Genomic DNA, 17,234 nt, shown 5'->3' on the forward strand with positions numbered 1-17,234 from the left:
ATGAACGCTCCCACCCCCCCCAGCAACGACGACAAACGGGCCCAACTGCGCCAGGCCGCGCTGGACTACCACGAGCATCCGGTGCCGGGCAAGATCGCCGTTGCCCCCACCAAGCCGCTGGGCAACCGCTACGACCTGTCGCTGGCCTACAGCCCCGGTGTGGCCGCGCCCTGCGAGGAGATCGTGCGCGACCCGGCCAGCGCCTTTCGCTACACCGCGCGCGGCAACCTGGTGGGCGTCATCACCAACGGCACCGCGGTGCTGGGCCTGGGCGACATCGGCCCGCTGGCCGGCAAGCCGGTGATGGAGGGCAAGGCCGTCCTGTTCAAGAAGTTCTCGGGCATCGACGTGTTCGACATCGAGATCAACGAGAAGGACCCGGACAAGCTGGTGGAGATCATCGCCGCGCTGGAGCCGACCTTTGGCGGCATCAACCTGGAGGACATCAAGGCGCCCGAGTGCTTCATCGTCGAGCGCAAGCTGCGCGACCGGCTGAAGATCCCCGTCTTCCACGACGACCAGCACGGCACCGCCATCGTGGTGGGCGCGGCGGTGGTCAACGGCCTGAAGGTGGTGGGCAAGAAGATCGAGGACGTCAAGCTGGTCGTCTCCGGCGCCGGCGCGGCCGCGCTGGCCTGCACAGGCCTGCTGGTCAAGCTGGGCGTGCAGCTCAAGAACGTCTGGGTCACCGACATCAAGGGCCTGGTGTACGAGGGCCGCACCGAGCTGATGGACCCGGATAAGGCGGTGTACGCGCAAAAGACCGACCTGCGCACCCTGGGCGAGGTGATCGAGGGCGCCGATATCTTCCTGGGCCTGTCGGCCGGCGGCGTGCTCAAGGCCGAGATGGCCGCCCGCATGGCGGCGCGCCCGCTGATCCTGGCGCTGGCCAACCCCAACCCCGAGATCCTGCCGGAGGAGGTGCAATCGGTGCGCGACGACGCGCTGATCGCCACCGGCCGCTCCGACTACCCCAACCAGGTCAACAACGTCCTGTGCTTTCCCTACATCTTCCGCGGCGCGCTGGACTGCGGGGCCTCCACCATCACCACCGAGATGGAAGTGGCCGCCGTGCACGCCATCGCCGAGCTGGCGCAGGCCGAGCAAAGCGAGGTGGTGGCGCGCGCCTACGCGGGTGAAAAGCTGGCCTTCGGGCCCGAATACCTGATCCCCAAGCCCTTCGATCCGCGGCTGATGATGAAGATCGCCCCGGCCGTGGCCGAGGCCGCCGCCGCCAGCGGCGTGGCGCAGCGCCCCATCGCCGACCTGCAGGCGTACCGCCAGAAGCTGCAGACCTTCGTCTACGCCTCGGGCACCACCATGCGCCCCATCTTCGACGCCGCGCGGCTGGCGGCCAAGAAGCGCGTGGCCTTCGCCGAGGGCGAGGAAGAGCGCGTGCTGCGCGCCGCCCAGATCGTGGTGGACGAGGGCGTGGCACGGCCGACGCTGATCGGGCGGCCGGCCATCATCGCCCAGCGCGTCGAGAAATTCGGCCTGCGGCTGAAGGAAGGCGTGGACTACGACGTGGTCAACACCGACTACGACCACCGCTACCGCGACTTCTGGCAGACCTACCACGGCATGACCGAGCGCAAGGGCATCACCGTGCAGGTGGCCAAGATCGAGATGCGCCGGCGCCTGACCCTGATCGGCTCCATGATGCTGCACAAGGGCGAGGTCGACGCCCTGATCTGCGGCACCTGGGGCACCACCGCCAACCACCTGCAGTACATCGACCAGGTGATCGGCCGGCGCCCCGGCGCCGCCGTCTACGCCTGCATGAACGGCCTGCTGCTGCCCAGCCGCCAGCTGTTCCTGGTCGACACCCACGTCAACTACGACCCCAGCGCCGAGGAGCTGGCGCAGATCACCGCCATGGCCGCCACCGAGATGCTGCGCTTCGGCATCACGCCCAAGGCCGCGCTGCTGTCGCACTCCAACTTCGGCACCAGCGACCAGCCCAGCGCCCTCAAGATGCGCCGCACCCTGGCGCTGCTGCGCGAGCAGGCACCCTGGCTGGAGGTGGACGGCGAGATGCACGGCGACCTGGCGCTGGACGGCGCCGGCCGCCAGGCGCTGATGCCGCACAGCGTGCTGCAGGGCGACGCCAACCTGCTGGTGTTTCCGGGCATCGACGCGGCCAACATCGCCTACAACCTGCTGAAAACCGCCGCCGGCGGCAACATCGCCATCGGCCCGGTGCTGCTCGGAGCGGCCAAACCTGTGCACATTCTCACGGCCAGCGCCACCGTGCGCCGCATCGTCAACCTGACGGCCCTGGCCGTGGTGGACGCAAACGATTGAATCACAAGGCCAATCAAATTAGTGTGCGCTCACTAATTTGATCTTTTGAGGCCTTGAACCAGCGCCAGGCCCGGGGCCAGGCGCTTGATTTTTCGCGCCTGCTGCGGCACACTATCGCCTTGAGATTTTCGGGTTTACCCGGAGGTTTTCGAGAGGTGTTTTTCATGTTGCGAACAGCGGCATCGCTTGTTGCCCGATCGCTGGTAGCCGTGTCGCTGTGCGCAGGCCTTGGTGCCGGCGCCGATGTGGCACAGGCGCGCGGCGACCCGAGGAGCGCGGAAACCACCATCCTGGTGGCCCAGCTGCCCCGGCAGGGGCAGCAAACGTACACCCTGATTCATCAGGGCGGGCCGTTTGCGCACGACAAGGACGGCGTGGTGTTCGGCAACCGCGAACGCTTGCTGCCGCCCAAGCGGCGCGGCTACTACCGTGAATACACCGTCGAGACCCCCGGCGCGCGCAACCGCGGCGCCCGCCGCATCGTCTGCGGCGGCGTGCAGCGCACCCAACCCGACGCGTGCTGGTACACGAGCGACCATTATTCGAGCTTCAAGAGGATCGTCGAGCCATGAAGGCCCATGAACAGTTTCAACCGGTGCAGCTGGCTGTGCCGGATCGGTCATTGACTTCAGAAAGAGCAGCGGAGATGGATCAGCCACTTCGTCAACCGGGGGACACGCCCCTCAAGAACGTGCGCACCAACATCGTGCAGTCGATCCGCGCGTTCCACGCCAGCGACCTGCAGGAAGCGGCCACCGCACTGGGCCAGCACTTCCTGTACGCCAGCCTGGCGCAGGCGCAGACCAAGCAGGACGTGCTGGACCTGATCGCCGCCCAGTTCAACCTGCCGGCGCACTTCGGCAAGAACTTCGACGCCCTGTACGACTGCATGACCGACCCGCTGCACAAGGCGGGCGCGCAGCCGGGCTTCATCGTGGTGCTGGAGCACGTCCCGGCCACGGCCAAGTTCGACAAGGAAGCGCGCGAGCAGCTGCTGGACATCTTCCGCGACGCCGCCGACTACTGGAGCGACCGCAAGATACCCTTCCGGTGCTTCTATTCTTTTCTGTAGCCCGTTCTGCACCAGCTGGCCAAGCAGAACGGGCCAACGAGGCCCAAGCCGAGGCAGGCGGCGACACCGCCGCCGAGGCCACCGAGAAGATGCCGACCGACAAGCTGGTCGACATCTCGCCGCTGGCGCTGCGCATGAGCAGCCCCTTCAACGCCGGCTACTGGCTCAGCGCCGCCTGACGCCCACCCCTCGGTCCATCCAGGCCCGCTTGCGAGCGGGCTTTTTTGCGCCCGCGGATCGACGCTCGATATAGTGTCGGCACAGCATTTTCCCCGCCGCCTTCCATGCAAGACCCCCAGCCGTCCCCCGCCGCCGACACCGCTGCGGCACCCTCGCTCACCCAGCGGCAAGCCCAGGTGGTACAGGCGCTGCAAGCCGTTTTACCCGCTGACGCCGTGCTGTGGACCGACGAGCAGACCACGCCTTATGAATGCGACGGCCTGACGGCCTACCGCCAGCGCCCGCTGGCCGTGGCCCTGCCCGCCACCGAGGCCCAGGTGCAGGCGGTGCTGCAGGCCTGCCACGCGCTGGGCGTGCCGGTGGTGGCGCGCGGGGCGGGCACCGGCCTGTCGGGTGGGGCGCTGCCGCATGCGCGCGGCGTCACGCTGTCGCTGGCGCGCTTCAACCAGATCCTCAAGATCGACCCGCTGGCGCGCACCGCCCGCGTGCAGTGCGGCGTGCGCAACCTGGCCATCAGCGAGGCGGCGGCCGCGCACGGCCTGTACTACGCGCCCGACCCGTCGAGCCAGATCGCCTGCACCATCGGCGGCAACGTGGCCGAGAACTCCGGCGGCGTGCACTGCCTGAAGTACGGGCTGACACTGCACAACGTGCTGGCCGTCAAGGGCTTCACCGCCGACGGCGAGGTGGTGGAGTTCGGCGGCGCGGCGCTGGACGCGCCCGGCTACGACCTGCTGGCCCTGGTCACCGGCAGCGAGGGCATGCTGGCCGTGACCACCGAGGTCACCGTCAAGCTGCTGCCCCGGCCGCGCCTGGCGCGCTGCATCATGGCCAGCTTTGCCGACGTGCGCGCGGCCGGCGAAGCCGTGGCCGCCGTCATCGCGGCCGGCATCATCCCGGCCGGGCTGGAGATGATGGACAAGCCCATGACCGCCGCCGTGGAAGACTTCGTGCACGCCGGCTACGACCTTCAGGCGGCCGCCATCCTGCTGTGCGAGAGCGACGGCACGCCGGAGGAGGTTGCGGAAGAAATCGAGCGCATGTCCGGCGTGCTGCTTGCCTCAGGCGCTACAAAAATCGCAGTGAGCGGATCGGAGGCCGAGCGCCTGAAGTTCTGGAGCGGGCGCAAGAACGCGTTTCCGGCCAGCGGGCGCATCAGCCCCGACTACATGTGCATGGACTCGACCATTCCGCGCCAGCGCCTGGCCGACATCCTGCTGGCCATCGCCGAGATGGAGAAGAAGTACGGCCTGCGCTGCTGCAATGTGTTCCACGCCGGCGACGGCAACCTGCACCCGCTGATCCTGTTCGACGCCAACGACCCCAACCAGCTGGAGCGCTGCGAGCGCTTCGGCGCCGACATCCTGGAGACCAGCGTGGCCATGGGCGGCACCATCACCGGCGAGCACGGCGTGGGGGTGGAAAAGCTCAGCTCGATGTGCGTGCAGTTCACGGCGCAGGAGAACGCGCAGATGCTGGCGCTCAAGCACGCGTTCGATCCCGGCGCGCTGCTCAACCCCGGCAAGCTGATCCCGACTGCGGCGCGCTGCGCCGAGTACGGCAAGCAGGTGGTGCGCGGCGGGCGGCTGCCGTTTCCGGAGCTGGAGCGGTTTTGAGTGTTTTGGGCCGCTGGCCAGCGTCCATCAAGCGCCAGAAGCTATTGTTTTTATAGAATCCCGCCGCCCGAGTTCTCGGCCACCCAGGCCGCGTACACCGGGTCGGCCGCCGTGGTGGCGATGGCGTGGATGGCCGGCAGCTCGTAGGGGTGGCGCGCGCGGATCGCCGCCTCCAGCTGCGCGTACTGGCTGGGGATGGTCTTGAACAGCAGGCGGAACTCGCCGTCCTCGAACACCTCGCCGCGCCAGCGGTAGATGCTCTCGATGGGCTCGATCTGCACGCAGGCCGCCAGCTGCAGGTGCACGATGGCGCGCGCCAGCGCCTGCGCTTCCTCGCGCGAGCCGACGGTGGTGACCACCAGCCAGGGCAGCGGCGGCGCCATGCTCAGGCGGGCGCGTTGGCGCGCGCCGGGTAGCCCATGCGATCGAGCGCCGCCGCCAGTTGCCCCACGCTGCGCTCGACGTGGGCCCATTTGTCGAGCCCGAACAGGCCCAGGCGGAAGGTGGCGAAGTCCTTGGGCTCGTCGCACATCAGCGGCACGCCGGCGGCGGCCTGCACGCCCTGGGCGGCGAACTTCTTCGCGTTCTGCACCTCGGGGTCGGTGGTGTAGCTGACCACCACGCCCGGCGCCTCGAAGCCCTGGGCCGCCACGCTGGGAAAGCCGCGCCCGGCCAGCAGCGCGCGCACCTGGCGGCCCAGCTCGAACTGCTGCGCGCGCACGGTGGCAAAGCCGCGCTCGCGGGTCTCGCGCATGGTGTCGCGCAGGTCGATCAGCGCCATGGTGGGCATGGTAGCGTGGTAGGCGTGGCTGCCGGTCTCGTAGGACTGCATGATCTGGCGCCACTTCTTCAAATCCATCGAGAAGCTGCTGCTCTGCGTCGTCTCCAGGGCTTTGACCGCGCGCGCCGACAGGCCGATCATGGCGCAGGCGGGCGAGCTGCTCCAGCCCTTTTGCGGCGCGCTGATCAGGGCATCGACCCCCAGCGCGCGCATGTCCACCCACACCGCGCCCGAGGCCACGCAGTCGAGCACGAACAGGCCGCCCACGGCGTGCACGGCCTCGCCGATGCGCTTGAGGTGCTCGTCGGGCATCAGGATGCCGCTGGCCGTCTCCACGTGCGGCACGAAGACCACGCCGGGCCTAGCCTGCGCGATGGCGGCCACCACCTCGTCGATGGGCGCCGGCGCCCACGGCGCCTGGCTGCCCTCGCCCGTGCGGCGCGCCTTGAGCACGGTGATGCGCTCGCCCGTGGTGATGCCGCCGGCCTCCAGGATCTGGCTCCAGCGGTAGCTGAAGTAGCCGTTGCGCACGATCAGCACCTTCTGCCCGCCGGCGAACTGGCGCGCCACGGCCTCCATGCCGAAGGTGCCGCTGCCGGGAATCAGCGCCGTGGCGTCGGCGCCGTACACCTCTTTCAGCATGGCGTCGATGTCGGTCATCACGCCCTGGAAGCGCCTGGACATGTGGTTGAGCGCGCGGTCGGTGTAAACCACCGAGAACTCGAGCAGGCCGTCGGGGTCGATGTGGGGCAGCAGGCCGGGCATGAACTTTCTCCAAGGTGAACCCGAACGCGGCAAGGCGCGCCCGGCAAGCGTTTCAGCTTATCACGGCTACATTAGCGCGCATGGAAATCCCCGCGCTGCTCATGACGTTTGGCAAGAGCCTGCTGTTCGCGCTGGCGGCGGTGCTGCCCATCGTCAACCCGCTGGCCACCGCGCCCGTGTTCACCACGCTCACCCATGGCGTGGACGATGCCACCCGCGCCGAGCTGGCGCGCAGCATCGGCCGGCACGTGGCCATGCTGCTGATCGGCGCCACGCTGGTGGGCTCCTACGTGCTGGACTTCTTTGGCGTCTCGCTGCCCATCGTGCGCGTGGCCGGCGGCCTGGTCGTGGCCTCCATGGCCTGGCGCATGCTGAACGCCCAGCAGGCGCCCGACGGCGACCCCGACCAGATGGCGCAGTCCGTCAGCGCCGCCAACATCCAGATCCGGGCGTTCTACCCGCTCACCTTCCCGCTCACCTGCGGGCCAGGCTCCATCGCCGTGGCCATCACCGTGGGCGCCAGCCTGCACACGCCCAAGGTCACGGAATCGCTGGTCACCTTCAGCGCCGGCGTGCTGGCCATGGTGCTGATCGGCGTGCTGGTGGCGCTGACCTACCGCTACGCCTCGCGCCTGCTGCGCCCGCTGGGCGCGGTGGGGCAGATCGTGTTCATGCGCCTGATGGCCTTCATCCTGCTGAGCATCGGCGTGCAGATCCTGTGGGACGGGGCGAGCGCGCTGCTGCGCAGCCTGTGAGCCACGCGCGCTCAGGCGCTCAAAAGCGCACGGGATGGGGCCGGTATTCCGGCACCTGGTCCACCAGCCATTGGCGGATCGCGTCGGCCGCCGGCGCGGCGCCGGCTGAAGCCAGCCAGCCCTCCACCCGCGTGGCCACATCGTCCGTCGGCGGCGCGACCTTGGCCACGCGCAGCTTGGGATGCGGCGTGGCCTCGGTGGTCTCGTCGTTGGCCAGCAGTTCCTCGTAAAGCTTTTCGCCCGGGCGCAGGCCGGTGAAGGCGATCGGCACGTCGACCTCGCTCTTGCCCGACAGGCGGATCAGCAGGCGCGCCAGCTCGACGATCTTCATCGGCTCACCCATGTCCAGCACGAAAATCTGGCCCGACCGGCCCATCAGCCCCGCCTGCAGCACCAGCTGTGCGGCCTCGGGGATGGTCATGAAGTAGCGCACGATGTCGGGGTGCGTCACCGTGACGGGCCCGCCCAGCTCGATCTGGGCCGTGAACAGCGGCACCACCGAGCCGCTGGAGCCCAGCACGTTGCCAAAGCGCACCGAAACGTACTGCGTGGCGGGGTATTGCCGGGCCACGGCCTGCACCACCTGCTCGGCCAGGCGCTTGCTGGCGCCCATCACGCTGGTGGGCCTGACGGCCTTGTCGGTGGACACCAGCACGAAGCGCGCCGCGCCCACCTGGCCGGCCACGCGCGCGGCGTTGAGCGTGCCCAGCACGTTGGTGCGCAGCGCCTCGATCTCGTTGCCCTGCTCCATCAAAGGCACGTGCTTGTAGGCGGCCGCGTGCAGCACCACGCCGGGCGGATGCGCACGGGCGATGGCCAGCAGGCGCTCGGCCTCGCGCACGTTGGCGGTGCAGTAGACGGCTTCCAGCGCCGGGTGGTCGCGGCGCAGTTCCTGCTCCAGCCGGTAGGTCGCAAATTCGGACACGTCCACGCAGACCAGGCGTGCAGCGCCCAGGCGCGCCACCTGGCGGCACAGCTCCGCCCCGATCGAGCCGCCCGCACCGGTCACCAGCACGGTCTGGCCGCCGAACAGCGCCGTCAGGCCCTCGGTGTCGAGCTGCACCGGCGTGCGGCCCAGCAGGTCTTCCAGCCGCACTTGGCGCGGGCCGGGCGTGGTACCCGGACGCAGCCAGTCGTCGGTCGTGGGCAGCGTCAGCAGGTTCAGTCCCGCGCCCGACCAGCGCAGCAGCGTCTCACGGCGCAGCGGTGCGCCCGGCGCGCTGGCCAGCAGCACCGTGCGGGCCTGCCGTGCGGCGGCGATGTCGGCCAGCGCCGGCACATCGCCCAGCACGCGCACGCCCTGCACCGTGCGCCCGTGGTCGGCGGCCTGGGGCGAGACGATGCCCGCCACCTGCCAGCCATCGGCGCCCTTGAGCGCACGCAGCGCGTGGTCGGCTTCGCCCAGCGTGCCGACCACCAGCAGCGGCTGCCGCCGCTGGCCCGGGTGCGCGTGCGTGCGCTCGCGTTCGCGCTCCACCAGCGTGCGCCAACTGGCGCGCGCACCGGCGAGCAGCACCAGCGTGAGCACGGCGCTGATGGCGAACACCGAGCGCGGAAAGCCGTCGATGCGCAGCCCCATCACCACGGCCGTGGTCAGCAGCGCGCCCAGCGCCACGCCCACCGCCAGCAGGCGCAAATCGGCCAGGCTGACGTAGCGCCACGACTGGCGCGGCACGCGCGCCAGCGCCAGGCCCAGCGCCATGCAGACGAGCGCGATGGGCGTGGTCAGCCATGCGTGGTCGAAATAGGGCCAGGGCAGGCCCAGGTTGAAGCGCAGCCAGAACGCCAGCCACCAGGCCAGCACGATCAGCGGCAGGTCGACCAGCCAGCTCCTGCTGGCCGCGTCGCGGCGCAGGGTGGCCAGCAGCGCAGCGCCGGGCCGTGTCATGCCCGATGCCTCTCCGGTCGTCCCGTTACTTTGTTTTTGATAGCAAACATCGATTCAAGCATGCCGGGGTACGGCTCATGGGATGCCAAACTGCTGTCAGTCGAACATGGCGCGCAGTGTATCGAACAGGATGCGCAGATCGCCGGCCACGCTGTGGCGCGCCACGTAGGCCAGGTAGTGGCGCTGCTTGATCGGCATGATGCGCTCGACGTAGGTGCGCTCGGGGTCAGGGCTTTCGGCCAGCAGGCGCTCTTCGTCGCGAAACTCGATCGCCGCGCGGTCGGTGATGCCCGGCCGCACCGAGAGGATCAAGCGACGCGCGTCCTCCGGGTACAGCGCCATGTAGCGCGGCACCTCCGGGCGCGGGCCCACCAGGCTCATGTCGCCCCGCAGCACGTCGATCAGCTGCGGCAACTCGTCGAGCTTGGCGGCGCGCAGCCATCGCCCGGCGCGGGTGATGCGCGCGTCACCCCGCGCGGTGATCTGCGGGCCGCCTTCGGCCTGCTGCATGGTGCGGAACTTGTGGATGCGAAACAGCCGCCCGCCGCGCCCCACGCGCTGCTGGCGAAACAGCGCCGGGCCGGGCGAATCCAGCCGCACCCACAGCGCGATCGCCGCCATCAGCGGCAGCGCCACCGGCAGGAGCAGCAGCGTGACGAGCAGGTCCAGCAGGCGCTTGCTCACTGGCGCACCCTCCGCGCTGGGCTTCGCGCTGGGGAGCGGCGGCCCGGCGCGCTCACTGGACTACCCTCCGCGCTGCGCGCTGCGGGATTCGCGCTCATGGCGGGCGGCGATACACGTTCAGGTGTACCGCATACTGGCGCGCCAGCGGGGTGAGCAGCCGGTCGCAGCCGTAGAGCAGGTCGTCGATGCGCGCGCCTGCGGCGCCCCAGCGGGTGGCGGCAGAGCCCATGCCCAGAACGCCAAATCCGTAATGCGCATCGGCCGGCGGCAGGTCGGCGCGCGCGAACAGCCGCCAGCCATTGCGCCGCGCACCGCGCCGCGCCAGCAGCGGCGCCAGCGCGGTACGGCCGTTGTCCAGCGTCACCAGCAGCCCACCGGGCTTCAGGTTGCGCTGGACGAGGCGCGCGAGCATGGCGTGCACATCGGCCAGCCGGGAGTCGTGCAGGCGAAACACGCCGCCCAGAACCGATTTCATGGCGATCAGGTCCCAGCGGCCTTCCAGCGTGCGCAAGTCGTGCTGGCTGTAGCGCAGCCGCGCGTGGTGTCCGGCGTCCAGCAGGCCGGCGTTCAGGGCGCGTACCGCCGGCAGCGCGGCGCTGTCGTACACGGAGCACTCCACGCGCTCGGCCAGGCCCAGCAGCAGCGGGGCCAGCGAGGAGCGCGGCCCGGCACCCAGCTCCAGCGCATCGCCCACGTGCAGGCCGGGGTGCGCCCGCACGAAGTCGCGCCACGGCTGCGCCCATGCGCGGGTGCTCCAGCCGAAACAGGCGCGATGGGCATCGACCCAGGCCAGCGCCGCCGCGGCGTCGGGCGGCGGCGCGGGTTGGCGTGCCGGCCGGGTCGCCGCGCTCATCCCAGGATCGCCCGCAGCGCCGCGATCACGCGGCCCTGCTCGTCGTCGCTCATGGCGGTGAACAGCGGGATGCTGAACATGCGCCGATAAGCCTGCTCGGCGTGCGGAAACTGCTCGGGCATCAGGCCGTAGCGATCGCGCCAGTAAGGCTGGCGGTGCAGCGGCACGTAATGCACGCTGGTGCCGATGCCGGCGTCCGACAGGCGCTGAATCACCTCGTCGCGCGTCACATGCACCGCATCGGACAGGCGCAGCACGAACAGGTGCCAGGCGTGCGTGTCGCCCGCTGGCGCGTCGGCCGGCAGGATGAGCGGCAGGTCCTTCAGCTCGCGCAGGTAGCGCGCCGCCAGTTGCCGGCGGCGCTGCACGAAGGCGGGCAGGCGCTGCAGCTGCACCCGGCCCAGCGCGGCGGCGATGTCGGTCAGGTTGTACTTGAAGCCGGGCGCGACGATCTCGTAATACCACGCCGGCGTGCGGCTAGTGAAGCGGTCGAACGCGTCGCGGCTGATGCCGTGCAGGCGCATCACGCGCATGCGCGCGGCCAGCGCCTCGTCGCGCGTGACCACCATGCCGCCCTCGCCCGTGGTCATGGTCTTGTTGGCGTAGAAGCTGAACACCGAGGCAGCGCTGGGCAACTGGCCCACCAAGGTGCCGCCGCAGGTGGTCGGCAGCGCGTGAGCGGCATCCTCCACCACCTGCAGGCCGTGGCGGCGGGCAATGTCGAAGAGGGCCGGCATGTCGCAAGCCAGGCCGCCGTAGTGCACGGGCAGGATGGCGCGGGTCGCTGGCGTGATCGCCGCCTCGACGGCGGCCGGGTCGATGTTGAGCGTGACGGGATCGACATCCACCAGCCGCGCGTCGGCCCCCAGGTAGCGCGCCACCTCCACCGTGGCGGTGAAGGTCAGCGTGGGCGCGATCACCTCGTCGCCCGGCCCGATGCCGATGGCCTCCAGCGCCAGGTGCAGGCCGGCGGTGGCGGAGTTGACGGCGATGGCCTGCAGGCCACCACCCAGGTGGTCGGCAAATTCCTGCTCGAAGGCCTTGGTCTCCGGCCCGGTCGTCACCCAGCCCGAGCGCAGCGTGCGCGCCACGGCATCGATCTCGGCCTCCCCGATGTCGGGGCGGGCGAAAGGCAGGAAATCCTGTTGATTCATGGTCGTATCGGCCGCCAGCGCCTGTTGGACAAACGCAGGCAGCTATCGTTTCATTAGCGTGTGAGGCGGCTCCATTGCTCCTTGGCACGGCGCCGCAGCAAGACGTCGAGCATGCCGCGCCAGGTACCCACGCCGTAGCCCAGATGATAGGTGGCGATCACGGCCGGCAGGTGCGCCAGCAGACACCCGTCGCCCGCCTGCCGCGCTGCCGCCAGCGCGGCGCCCGCCAGGTACAGCGCGTAGCTGGCCAGCAGCAGCACCAGCGGCCCAGGCCACCAGGGCGCCGCCAGCGCGCTGCCGGCCAGCGCCGCCACGAACAGCGCCGGCACCAGTTGCCGCAGCGATCCGGGCTGGCCGTGCTTGGCGAAAACGAAGGGCCGCCAGTAGCCGTACTGCAGCTGCTGGCCGAACAGCTGCCGGAGACTGGCGCGCGGCTGATAGACCGAATGGATGCGCGCGCTTTGCCACAGGCGCGCGCCCTGCCGGCGCAGGCGCAGGTTGTGCTCGTCGTCCTGGTTGCGCACCAGTTGCTCGTCGAAGCCGCCGAAGCGCTCGAACACGGCGCGCGGCCAGCAGCCCAGGTAGATGGTGTCGGCCTCGCCCTCGTAGGCGCGGTCGCGCGAGCGCGCGCCACCCACCACCCAGCGGCACTGAAAGGCAGCCGCGATGGCACGCCCCATGGTGCCCTGCCCGCGCGCCACCCAGGGGCCGCCGACGTTGTCGGCGCCGGTGCGCTCAAGCGCGGCCAGGCATTCGGCGATGTAGTCGGGCGCGAACTGGGTGTGGATGTCGAAGCGCACGATGACGCTGCCGCGCGCCTGGGCCAGCGCGGCGTTCAGCCCGCTGGAGACGATGCGGCCCGGGTTGTCGATCGGCTTCAGGCGCGCGTCCTGCGCGGCACGCTCGGCCAGCCGCTGGCACGTGCCATCGTCGCTGCGGCCGTCCGCGACCAGCACTTCCAGTTGCCAGCCCGGCGGCAGCTGCTGCGCCAGCGCGCTGTCGCAAAAAGCGTCGATGGCGGCGCGCTCGTTGCGGCAGGGGGCGATCACGCTGACGAGCGCCACGATTCAGCTCGTCCGACGTTGCTGCACGTGATACTGGGCGCGCAGCATCGAGAAGCACTCGATCATGCGCTCCACGCTGCTTCGCCACTCGTACCGGTCCTGGACCCGCACGCGGCCGGCCTTTCCATACTGGCGCCGCAATGGTTCTTGAGTGATCAGCACCTCCAGCGCGTCCGTCAATGCGCCGACATTTTCCCTCGGGACAACGATGCCCGTCTCGCGATCTGCAACCACCTCGGGCAAGCCACCGGCATCGCTGACCACCACTGGCAGCTCGCACGCCGACGCCTCCAGCACCGCTACCCCAAAACTTTCGCTGTCCAAACGACTCACCGCCACATAGATGTCGAAGCGATTCAACCACCCGGGCACGTCGTGGTGCGGCACTGCCCCAGCAAAAAGGACTTTGTCGGCAACACCCAGTTCAACGGCAAGAGACTCCAGTTCGGCACGCTGGTCACCTTCGCCCACGAGCTCCAGCCGAAGCGAAACAAGATCACCCATGCATGAACAGAGTTGCGCGAACGCTCGGATCAGGACATCCACGCCATATTTGGCTTCAAGCTTTTTGACCGTCCCGATCACCAGTCCGTCATGAAGTTGAGGCATTGGCGCAAATCGCTGCGTATCGATTCCGAAAGGAGTCACCACGATCCGGGTTCCCGTCGGCACCAGCGCCTTGACTTGCTGTGCCATGGCTTCACTGGTGGAGCCAATCAGATCCGCTTGACGCAGATTGCGGCGCAGCCACCAACCCTTGAGGCGACTTTCGTAAGGAAAGTCGTAAACGTCGCTGCCCCAAACCGACAGCATCCACGGCCGAAACCCTGACAGTGCGGCGGTCGTGCCGTAGCCACTGGCGTAGTGCACATTGAGCAGATCAGCGCGCTCTGTGACCAGCAAACGCCGCAGCACCGGTACATTTCGAAAATATCCAGGAACCCCACCGTGCGGCAGGCGCACCACGCGCGCCCTTGGTGGCGCACGCCAGGCTCCGGAATCATGCTGTGTAACAAGCACCAGTTCCAGCCCGCGCTCGCACAAGCCTTCGACCCAGCGCTGGGTATGGATCACGTTCGCGGGAGCCAGCATTACGACTTTCATGCATGCGCTCCAGAATTTAGCCCGTACAGCGTCAGTGCTGCGGCCCAACTTGACAGCGCCCAAACCACTGCCACCAATACGGCTGGCGTATTGCTTGAAAATAAAAGTGGATTCAATGACACCCAAGCACCGAACACCAGCAGCGCGCTAACACGCACGCCCTCGGCGCTGGCACTCTGCCACGTCCGCCCTTCCGCTTGAACGTCAATCGACATGATCCGCATAGCGACTTCTGCCGCCGCGGCCGCCAACGCACAAGCCAGCACTTGATCCAAATTTAGGTAGCCTGCCCCAAGCCAAAAATCGGATCGGACCTGTCCAATCGCCAGTACCAGCGGCACCAAGACAAGTACGGTGCCTGACGCGACAGTGACAAACGGTGTCATCTTTACCAATCTCGCTTCAGTATTCGGTAGGGCGCTCGTGCGCAGTCTGTGTCGTAGCAGGATCGGCACGGCGTAGTTGACTGGCGTCATGGGTACCTGAGCAAGCAACAAAGCCATGGTGACCATTCCGAGCCCATCCGCACCGCCAATTTGCCGTGCTAGACGCTGCACGACCACGACCGCCAAGGCAGCAAGACTGATTGAAACCCAGGTGCCACTGCCGTGCCCAATAAGCGCCCGCACGGACAAGGATTGCGCGCTGCCGAGACTTGGAAGCTTGTGGACCAAATACCCGGCGTAGGTGCTTGCGACCAACCAGATCAACGCCATGGCCCATGCAACCGGGCCGGCTTCAGCGCCGTCGCGATCGATGACCCAGAAGGCGATGGGCACAAGCAGAATTTGCGGCAACGCCGTCACTAAATTGAAGTGCCAGGTGGTGTCGCCCAGCAGTACAAAGCTGCGCCATTGCGCGTGCAAGCAAGCAAGGACGACTGCAGCCACGACGGCCAAGGTCAACTTGGCATCCAGAACCGGCGCACTCCAGCCCACGATCAAGATCCCGACGGGAATACCCAGCAGCGAAACCCACAGGCTGGCCCGAAAGCCCTGCCGCAGGCTCATGCGGCTCGACTGGATGAAAACAAACAGTGTTTGCGGCATCCCGATGGCAGCAGATATCGCACCAAGGTCAATGAGTGACTTCACATGACTGAACTGCCCTTGCTGCTGCGGCCCAAGTACCCATCCGATCAGCAACGCAGCCATCAACGCAGCACCCGCACCACTACCCTGCACAAGCACGGTGACCCCAAGTTGCAGCGACAGTCTCAACTTTTCTCAGCCAATGCAAACAGATTCGATGAGAACATTCGACGACCGATCGGTCGAACGGCCTTGCCTAGCGTGTAGACACCACGGCGCACTGTGCGCCCAAAGGCTCCTCCCGCGTAAGACGCACCCAGGTACTGCTTCTTCAACACCCGAATCTGCCGTTCAGCATCGGTTTCATGAAACCAGACGCGTTCCCAACTTTTCAACCGTAAACCTGCCCGCACAAACAGTCCCAGCCCCTCAGCCAGCGTGTACGCTCTCAAATGCCCTGAAGCATCCTCTGGCCCGTAGTTGCGGCCCCAATTGAACCAGTTGCACTCAAGCGGTAAATTGACCAGAACCATACAACCGAATCCAGCCGCCGAGGCGAGAAAACCGGCGTCATCCGGGACATGCTCCAGTACGTCACTGAGCACCACGACATCAGATAGCGGGAATTCCATCAACTGGAAATCTCCCGAATAAAAATCAACGTTTGGAAACCTCTGACGGGCTGATCCGATGTTTAAATCGGAGATATCCACGCCTCGACAAATTGCACCCCGAGCAACTGGAAAATTTCCGATCAACTCACCCGTAGCGCATCCAATTTCAAGTACTGAATTCGGTGTCCAACCATGAAGCAAACGAACCAAGTTAGGCAATTTGAAATGTCGGACTTCGACGTCAGTGCGCATGCATTCGTAAGAACCTTTTTCGCGTCGTGCAGCGTATTCTGGATGCTGATCGTAGAGCATCGAATAATCTATTTTTTCTTGTAGATGATTTTGATTCTCAATCATATTGCTTCAGTTTTCACCCGATCGCTTTATATCCCCAATGCTTCACTCGATTTCACCATCGAGATCAATACGATGTCTACATGAAACGGTTTTTCGCTTTGTAGCAAAGGACTTAATCGATTCTATTCGCTATCGGCTTGTGCGCAACCAAAAAATAGCCCAATGGATATGACCTTGACGTCCTTGCAGAAAAGCGCTTGCCCAACCTGGTTCCATCAATCAAGGCGACAATGTTTTGAATTGCGCCAGCCGTCAGCTTTCCTATCGCTGGAATGCGCGCGATATGCTTGGCCAGAAAATCAGCGAGCACATGCAGACTCCCACCTATAGGATCCAGCAATTTCACTTCCAGGCCAGCTTTTGCCGCATGGTGGCGCAGCGCAAACTCGGTATAGCGGCCGTAGTCGTGCGGCGCTTCATGAATGCCGTACATGAATGGCACGTTCATGACGAGGCAACCACCTGGCGAAAGCACACGCGCTATCTCAGACCACAAGAGCCACGGATCTGGAACGTGCTCAAGCACGTCTGACAGCAGCACCGTGTCAAATGATGCGTCCGGAAATGGTAGTGGTCGGCTCAGATCGACCTCATGGTCAAGATACGGGCTTGCATGGACAGATTGCGGCCAATCTACGCAGACGACCGAGTCCACATGCCCTCGGTACACCTCATACAAGGGCGCTTTGCCGCATCCCAGATCGATCAGTCGGCCCCGTGCGACGCGCGGCAACTCCCTCGCGTAGAACACCGCAACGCAATCGGTAATCAGGCGAGAACCGATACCGACCTCGCGGGGATCGCGAGAAGCGGCAAGCTGCCCGCGTTTCCACACATATTTGGAAGGGACCCAACGATCAGCATTGCGCATTGCTGGCTGTTAGACGAAATATTGAAAAAATTGCTTGATGGAAATCGGATTCTCGCCGATGTCCCTCCGGATCGGGTGAGGTTGCCCCACCGTTCGGGGTTCATTTCGCACGGTTCGTGCCACCACCCAACTTGACGCGCC

16 protein-coding genes are annotated in these 17,234 nt (G+C 66.9%); 5 read left to right on the forward strand and 11 right to left on the reverse strand.

All coding sequences use genetic code 11. From position 1 onward, the window contains the following. The 4 genes from H6927_03480 (at position 1) to H6927_03495 (ending at position 5,172) form a co-directional block, all read left to right on the forward strand. Positions 1–2,304: an NADP-dependent malic enzyme gene (locus H6927_03480; protein ID MCP5217149.1), complete on the forward strand. Its 2,304-nt coding sequence runs from the start codon at positions 1–3 to the stop codon at positions 2,302–2,304. A 164-nt stretch (positions 2,305–2,468) separates the two neighbouring features. Beyond that, complete coding sequence (locus H6927_03485) at positions 2,469–2,876, forward strand: hypothetical protein (GenBank protein MCP5217150.1); 408 nt, start codon at positions 2,469–2,471, stop codon at positions 2,874–2,876. Positions 2,877–2,950: 74 nt separating this feature from the next. Next, entirely contained in the window at positions 2,951–3,376 is a 426-nt protein-coding gene (locus H6927_03490) for a barstar family protein (GenBank protein ID MCP5217151.1), read from the forward strand. A 284-nt stretch (positions 3,377–3,660) separates the two neighbouring features. After that, entirely contained in the window at positions 3,661–5,172 is a 1,512-nt protein-coding gene (locus H6927_03495; GenBank protein ID MCP5217152.1) for an FAD-binding protein, read from the forward strand. 50 nt (positions 5,173–5,222) lie between these two features. On the opposite strand, the gene H6927_03500 is transcribed toward H6927_03495, so the two are convergent. After that, the gene (locus H6927_03500; GenBank protein MCP5217153.1) at positions 5,223–5,555 is read right to left on the reverse strand and encodes a divalent-cation tolerance protein CutA; all 333 of its coding nucleotides are present in this window, start codon (positions 5,553–5,555) and stop codon (positions 5,223–5,225) included. A 2-nt stretch (positions 5,556–5,557) separates the two neighbouring features. Next, entirely contained in the window at positions 5,558–6,718 is a 1,161-nt protein-coding gene (locus tag H6927_03505) for an alanine--glyoxylate aminotransferase family protein (protein MCP5217154.1), read from the reverse strand. Positions 6,719–6,798: 80 nt separating this feature from the next. On the opposite strand from H6927_03505, the gene H6927_03510 reads away from it, so the two are divergent. Next, positions 6,799–7,473: an NAAT family transporter gene (locus H6927_03510; protein MCP5217155.1), complete on the forward strand. Its 675-nt coding sequence runs from the start codon at positions 6,799–6,801 to the stop codon at positions 7,471–7,473. A gap of 19 nt (positions 7,474–7,492) precedes the next feature. On the opposite strand, the gene H6927_03515 is transcribed toward H6927_03510, so the two are convergent. The 9 genes from H6927_03515 to H6927_03555 all read right to left on the reverse strand — a co-directional run bounded on the left by H6927_03515 (position 7,493) and on the right by H6927_03555 (position 17,093). Further along, entirely contained in the window at positions 7,493–9,361 is a 1,869-nt protein-coding gene (locus H6927_03515; protein MCP5217156.1) for a polysaccharide biosynthesis protein, read from the reverse strand. 96 nt (positions 9,362–9,457) lie between these two features. Next, a complete protein-coding gene (locus tag H6927_03520) occupies positions 9,458–10,045 on the reverse strand; it encodes a sugar transferase (protein MCP5217157.1) in 588 nt (195 codons plus the stop codon). Between the two features lie 94 nt (positions 10,046–10,139). Continuing rightward, on the reverse strand, positions 10,140–10,898 hold the full coding sequence (locus H6927_03525) for a hypothetical protein (GenBank protein ID MCP5217158.1): 759 nt from the start codon (positions 10,896–10,898) through the stop codon (positions 10,140–10,142). After that, positions 10,895–12,052: a DegT/DnrJ/EryC1/StrS family aminotransferase gene (locus H6927_03530; protein MCP5217159.1), complete on the reverse strand. Its 1,158-nt coding sequence runs from the start codon at positions 12,050–12,052 to the stop codon at positions 10,895–10,897. Before H6927_03530 ends, H6927_03525 begins: the two co-directional genes overlap by 4 nt. Positions 12,053–12,105: 53 nt before the next feature. Further along, on the reverse strand, positions 12,106–13,116 hold the full coding sequence (locus H6927_03535) for a glycosyltransferase family 2 protein (GenBank protein MCP5217160.1): 1,011 nt from the start codon (positions 13,114–13,116) through the stop codon (positions 12,106–12,108). A 3-nt stretch (positions 13,117–13,119) separates the two neighbouring features. Continuing rightward, positions 13,120–14,220, reverse strand: coding sequence for a glycosyltransferase (locus H6927_03540; protein MCP5217161.1), 1,101 nt, complete (start codon positions 14,218–14,220; stop codon positions 13,120–13,122). Next, entirely contained in the window at positions 14,217–15,440 is a 1,224-nt protein-coding gene (locus H6927_03545; GenBank protein ID MCP5217162.1) for a hypothetical protein, read from the reverse strand. The genes H6927_03540 and H6927_03545 overlap by 4 nt, the downstream gene beginning before the upstream one ends. Further along, positions 15,437–16,222, reverse strand: a complete 786-nt coding sequence (locus H6927_03550) for a methyltransferase domain-containing protein (protein ID MCP5217163.1) — start codon at positions 16,220–16,222, stop codon at positions 15,437–15,439. The genes H6927_03545 and H6927_03550 overlap by 4 nt, the downstream gene beginning before the upstream one ends. A gap of 112 nt (positions 16,223–16,334) precedes the next feature. Then, a complete protein-coding gene (locus tag H6927_03555) occupies positions 16,335–17,093 on the reverse strand; it encodes a class I SAM-dependent methyltransferase (GenBank protein ID MCP5217164.1) in 759 nt (252 codons plus the stop codon). Between the last annotated feature and the right edge of the window lie 141 nt (positions 17,094–17,234).

The organism is Burkholderiaceae bacterium (assembly GCA_024235995.1).
In the GTDB taxonomy this organism is placed as follows: Bacteria; Pseudomonadota; Gammaproteobacteria; order Burkholderiales; family Burkholderiaceae_C; genus Ottowia.